The organism is uncultured Aquincola sp. (assembly GCF_964001545.1).
GTDB lineage: Bacteria > Pseudomonadota > Gammaproteobacteria > Burkholderiales > Burkholderiaceae_C > Aquincola.
Genome location: NZ_CAXFDV010000298.1, coordinates 1 through 5149, shown reverse-complemented (window position 1 = coordinate 5149; position 5149 = coordinate 1). Strand labels below are relative to the sequence as shown.

Here is a 5149-nt window from a genome sequence, read left to right as displayed (position 1 = left end):
GGCATGCAGCCAGGCGGGGTCGAAGCGTCCGTCCTGCAGCGGTATGCGCACCGGCAGCCGGGTGAGGAACTGAGCGGCCACCAGCACCAGCCGCGCTTCGTGGTGCAGGCCCATGGCGTTACGCGCCGCTGTCCGACACGCCGGCCGACTCGAAGCTGGCCATCTCGCGCAGCATGGCCACCGCCGCCTGCACCAGCGGCCAGGCCAGCGCGGCGCCCGAGCCTTCGCCCAGCCGCATGTCCAGCTGCAGCAGCGGCTGCACGCCCAGGGCCTGCAGCAGCGCGGCATGGCCCGCTTCACCACCCAGGTGGGCAAACACGCAGTAGTCGCGCACGGCCGGCTGCAGCCGGCAGGCCACCAGCGCCGCGGCGGCACAGATGAAGCCGTCGACCACGATCAGCCGGCGCTCGTGCGCGGCCTGCAGCATCGCGCCGGCCAGCATCGCGATCTCGAAGCCGCCCAGCGCGGCCAGCGCCTGCAGCGGCGGCTGCGCATCGGCATGCCGCTGCAGCACCTGCGCCAGCAACGCCCGTTTGCGCGCCAGGCCGGCGTCGTCCAGCCCGGTGCCGCGGCCCACCGCGGCCTCGATCGGCACGCCGGCCAGCCGCGCCAGCAACAGGGCCGCGCTGCTGCTGTTGCCAATGCCCATCTCGCCCAGCAGCACTGCGTTGCCGGGCAGGCCGCGCAGCACCTCGGCGCCGGCCGCCAGCGCCTGCGCGCATTGCGCCTCGGTCATCGCCGGCCCTTCGCTGGCATCGACGGTGCCGGGGGCCACCTTGCGCAGCAGCAGGCCAGGCCGGGGCGCGAAGTCGTGGGCCACGCCGGCATCCACCACCGTCACATCCAGCCCCGCCTGGCGCGAGAACACGTTCACCGCCGCGCCGCCGGCCAGCATGTTCTCCACCATCTGCCAGGTCACGTCCTGCGGATAAGCCGAGACGCCGCGGCGCGCCAGGCCATGGTCGCCTGCGAACACCAGCATCTGCGGCTGCAGCAGCACCGGCGCCTCGGTGCGCTGAACCAGGCCCAGCTGCAGCGCCAGCGACTCGATGCGGCCCAGCGCGCCCAGCGGCTTGGTCTTGCGGTCGATGCGCTGCTGCAGCCGGGCGGCCAGCTCGGCATCGGCGGTGGTGGTGATGGCAGGAACTTGAAAAGTGCTCATGCGGTGTCAGGAAGCGGAAGAAGCGATCAGCGGATCGAGCAGGGACCACAACACGCCGGGCTCGAAGGCAGCGTCCACCACGTCGGCCAGGCCGTCGAACACCGCATCGAGCGAACGCGGCGCGCGGCCGAACAAGGCCTGCAGCACGGCCGGCGATTCGAAGAGGCCGTGCAGGTACAGCGCCAGCACGTTGCCTTGCTGCCAGCCGAGCGTGGGCGCCTCCGGCAGCGCCGGTTGTGGCACCACGGCGCCGGCCTCGGCGGGCAGCAGCTGGCTGCGGCCGAGGTGGATCTCATAGGCCTCGATGGCCAGGTGCGACAGCGGCGCCCAGGCGCCCTGCAGCGCGCCGAAGCGGTGGGGCCGCCGCGTCAGTTGCTTGGCCGGCTCGAACTGCGTGGCCATCGGCAGCACCCCCAGGCCCGGCGTGCTGCCGGGCTGGCCGCCTTCCAGGCCCAGCGGGTCGTCGAGCCGCTGCCCCAGCATCTGCAGCCCGCCGCACACCGCCAGCAGCGGCCGGCCGCTGGCCGCATGGGCCTGCACCACCGCGTCCAGGCCCTGGTCGCGCAGCCATTGCGCATCGGCCCGGCTGTGCTTGCTGCCGGGCAGCACCAGCCAGTCGGCGGCGCGCAGCACGGCCGCGTCGCGACTGAAGTGCAAGGCCACGCCGGCCTGGCGCAGCGGCTCGAATTCATCCAGGTTGCTGGCATGCGGCGTGGCCAGCACCACCACCCGCGGGCCGCCGGCAGCCGCGTGGCTGGCGGGCACGGCGTCTTCCTCGGGCAGGCCGTGGTCGCGCTGCATCGGCACCACGGCCACGGTGGGCACGCCGGTCAGCCGGTGCAGCTGCGCCGGGGCCGGCGCCAGCAGGCCGGCATCGCCACGGAAGCGGTTGAGCACGAAGCCCCGCACCTGGCGCGCCACCTGCGCGTCCATCAGCGCGTGGGTGCCGTACAGGTGCGCGAAGGCGCCGCCGCGGTCGATGTCGGCCACCAGCAGGCAGGCGGCCTGCGCGGCCAGCGCGGTGCGGGTGTTGACGTAGTCGCTGCTGGCCAGGTTGATCTCGGCCGGCGAGCCGGCGCCTTCGATCACCAGCACGTCCACCTCGTCGCGCAGCGATTGCAGCGCGGCTTCGGCGGCCGGCCACAGGTGCTGGCTGCGTTCACGCCAGGGCATGGTGGTGAGCTCGGGCCGCACCTGGCCCAGCAGTACCACCTGGCTGCGGGTGTCGGCCTCGGGTTTGAGCAGCACCGGGTTCATGCGCACGTCGGGCTCGGCCCGTGCGGCCAGGGCCTGGAAGTACTGCGCGCTGCCGATCTCGCCCGCCGGGCGGCCCGCGGTGGCCGGCACCACGCGGGCATGGTTGCTCATGTTCTGCGCCTTGAAGGGCGCCACGCGCAGCCCCTGGCGCGCATACCAGCGGCACAGCGCGGTGGCCAGCCAGCTTTTGCCGGCACCACTGGTGCAGCCCAGCACCATCACGGCGGCTTCGGGCCGCTTCATGCGCGGGCCTCCGTGACGGGGCGTGGCGCCGGGCCGGGCGTGGCGCCAGCGGCCGGGGCATGCGTCATCCAGCCCAGGTCGGCCGGGCGCAGCGCCTGGCCGCCGGCGCCGCGCCACGCGCCCACGCCGCCCGCCAGCAGCCCAAGCACCAGGGCCGCTATCCACAAGCTGCGGCCGGCGCGCTGCAGCGCCCGCGTCACATCGGCGGGCGCCGGCTCGGGCGCGTGGCGGTGGAGGGCGTACACGCCGGGCTTGCGCAGGCGCACGCCCAGCGCCAGCGCCATCGCCGCCATCGGCCAGCCGCCGTTGGGCGAAGGCGTGAGCCGCGCTTCGCGCGCCAGCCGGGCCCAGCGGCAGCGCAGCGGCAGCAACAGCCGCGCGGTCAGGCGCGCCGGCAGCCAGGCCAGCACATCGTCGGCATGAGCGGCGAACTTGCCGGCCCATTCCCAGCGGCCCCGGTAGCCCCACATCGCGTCGGCGGTGTTGGCATAGCGGAACAGCACTGCACCGGGCAGGCCGGCGACCGCGAACCAGAACAGCGGCGCGATGACCGAATCGTTGAGGTTCTCGGCCAGGGTTTCGATCGCGGTTTCGCGCACCTCGCCCGCGCTGAGCTGCGTGGTGTCGCGGCTGGCCAGGCGGGCCACCTGCCGGCGGCCGGCGTCCACGCCCTGCCCCAGCGCCGTTTCCACCGCGGCCACTTCGTCACGCAGCATGCGCCAGCTGAGCATGGGCTTGAGCAGCACGCCCAGCACGCCGGCCACGGCCAGCGCGGCCCAGGCGCCATGACCCTGCCACCAGCGGCGCAGCAGCGATTCGGCCAGCGCGGCCAGTGCCACCACCGCAGCGGCGCCCGCGCACCAGGCCAGCAATCCGCCCACGAACGCCCGCCGCGGCGGCAGGTCAGGCAGCCGGCGGCCCGCCCAGCCCAGGTAGTGGCCCATCCACACCACCGGATGCCAGCGCAGCGGCGGCTCGCCGAACAGGCGGTCGATCGCCAGCGCCACCAGCAGCGCCACGGCGGGCACCGCGGCGGCCAGCGTCGGGGTCGTGAGGGCGGGTGCAGCGTGCCAGTGCGTCATGGCCGCGCCCTCATGCATCGCCCAGGGCCGGCACCGCCACCCAGCGGACGGCTTCGGCGGTGCCGATGCGCTCGATGGTGAAGGCATGGTCGAACACCTCGGCCAGCACCTGGCGCACCGCCGGGTCGGCCGCCGGGCCTTCGGCGCGCAGGCGGCCGGCCTGCATCACCAGCAGACGGTCGGCGGCCAGCGCCAGCGTGATCTCATGCAGCACCGCAGCCACCGCCGCGCCGGCACGGGCGCGGGCCACCAGGCTGCGCACCAGCGCACGCTGGTGAGGCGCGTCGAGGTGGCTGGTGGGTTCGTCCAGCAGCATCACCGGCGCCTGCACCGCCAGCGCACGTGCCAGCAGCACCCGCTGCCGCTCGCCGCCCGACAGGTCTTGCAGCCGGCGGTGGGCCAGCGCATCGCATTCGGTCTCGGCCATCGCGGCCTGCACCGCCGCTTCGTCGGCCGCGGTGGCGCCGCCGAACAGGCCCTGGTGCGGCAGCCGGCCCAGGCGCACCACGTCGGCCACGGCAATGTCGCCTTCGGCTTCGCCCTGTTGCGACAGCCAGGCCAGCCGGCGCGCCCGCTCGCGCGCCGGCCAGTCGGCCAGCGGGCGGCCCTGCAGCCGCACCTCGCCGCCGGCCACCGGCAGCAGGCCGGCCAGCGCCGACAAGAGGCTGCTCTTGCCGGCGCCGTTGGGGCCGACGATGGCCACCCATTCGCCCGGGCGCAGCTGCAGCGACAGGTCCTGCACCACGTCGCGGCCGCCGCGCTGCACCCGCAGCTCGCGGGCCTGCAGCGGCGCGGCGACATCGGCGTGCAGGTGGAGCTTCATCGTGCCGCGCGCCGCCGCAGCAGCAGCATCAGGTACACGCCGCCCACCACTGCGGTGAGCACGCCCACCGGCAGTTCTTGCGGCGCCATCAGCGTGCGGGCGGCCACGTCGGCGGCCAGCAGCAACAGGCCGCCGGCCAGTGCCGACAAGGCCAGCAACGCGCCATGGGTGACCACCACCAGCCGGCGCACCAGGTGCGGCGACACCAGCCCGACGAAGGCCACCAGCCCGGCCTGCGCCACCGCGGTGCCGGTGGCCAGCGCCATCAGCACCACCAGCAGCAGGCGCACCCGCGGCAGGTCCAGGCCCAGGCTGCGGGCACTGGCTTCGCCCAGCACCAGTGCATCCAGCGCACGGGCAAAGCGCGTGGCCAGCGGCAGCGCCAGCACCAGCGCCGCCGCCAGCATCGCCACGCTGGGCCAGCCCAGAAAGCTGGTGGTGCCCAGCAGGAACACCTGCTTGCCGCGCAAGGCCTCGGGCGACACCAGCAGCATCAGATCGGCCACCGCGCCCAGCAGCACGCCCACCACCACGCCCGACAGCAGCAACTGCAGCGGCTGGCCGGCGCCCCGCGCCAGCATC

General features: G+C 74.8%; 5 protein-coding genes. All 5 read right to left on the bottom strand.

The window, feature by feature from the left end:
* Positions 1 to 118 precede the first annotated feature (118 nt).
* A complete protein-coding gene (gene cobT, locus ABNT58_RS10570; protein ID WP_348753441.1) occupies positions 119 to 1162 on the bottom strand; it encodes a nicotinate-nucleotide--dimethylbenzimidazole phosphoribosyltransferase in 1044 nt (347 codons plus the stop codon).
* Between the two features lie 6 nt (positions 1163 to 1168).
* Entirely contained in the window at positions 1169 to 2662 is a 1494-nt protein-coding gene (locus ABNT58_RS10565; protein WP_348753440.1) for a cobyric acid synthase, read from the bottom strand.
* Positions 2659 to 3744 carry an adenosylcobinamide-phosphate synthase CbiB gene (cbiB, locus tag ABNT58_RS10560; RefSeq protein ID WP_348753439.1) on the bottom strand — a complete coding sequence of 362 codons (1086 nt, stop codon included), beginning with the start codon at positions 3742 to 3744 and terminating at the stop codon, positions 2659 to 2661. The genes ABNT58_RS10565 and cbiB overlap by 4 nt, the downstream gene beginning before the upstream one ends.
* 10 nt (positions 3745 to 3754) lie before the next feature.
* Positions 3755 to 4567: an ABC transporter ATP-binding protein gene (locus ABNT58_RS10555; protein WP_348753438.1), complete on the bottom strand. Its 813-nt coding sequence runs from the start codon at positions 4565 to 4567 to the stop codon at positions 3755 to 3757.
* A partial coding sequence (locus ABNT58_RS10550) for an iron chelate uptake ABC transporter family permease subunit (protein WP_348753437.1) occupies positions 4564 to 5149 on the bottom strand: 586 nt, incomplete at its 5' end. The genes ABNT58_RS10555 and ABNT58_RS10550, both read right to left, overlap by 4 nt.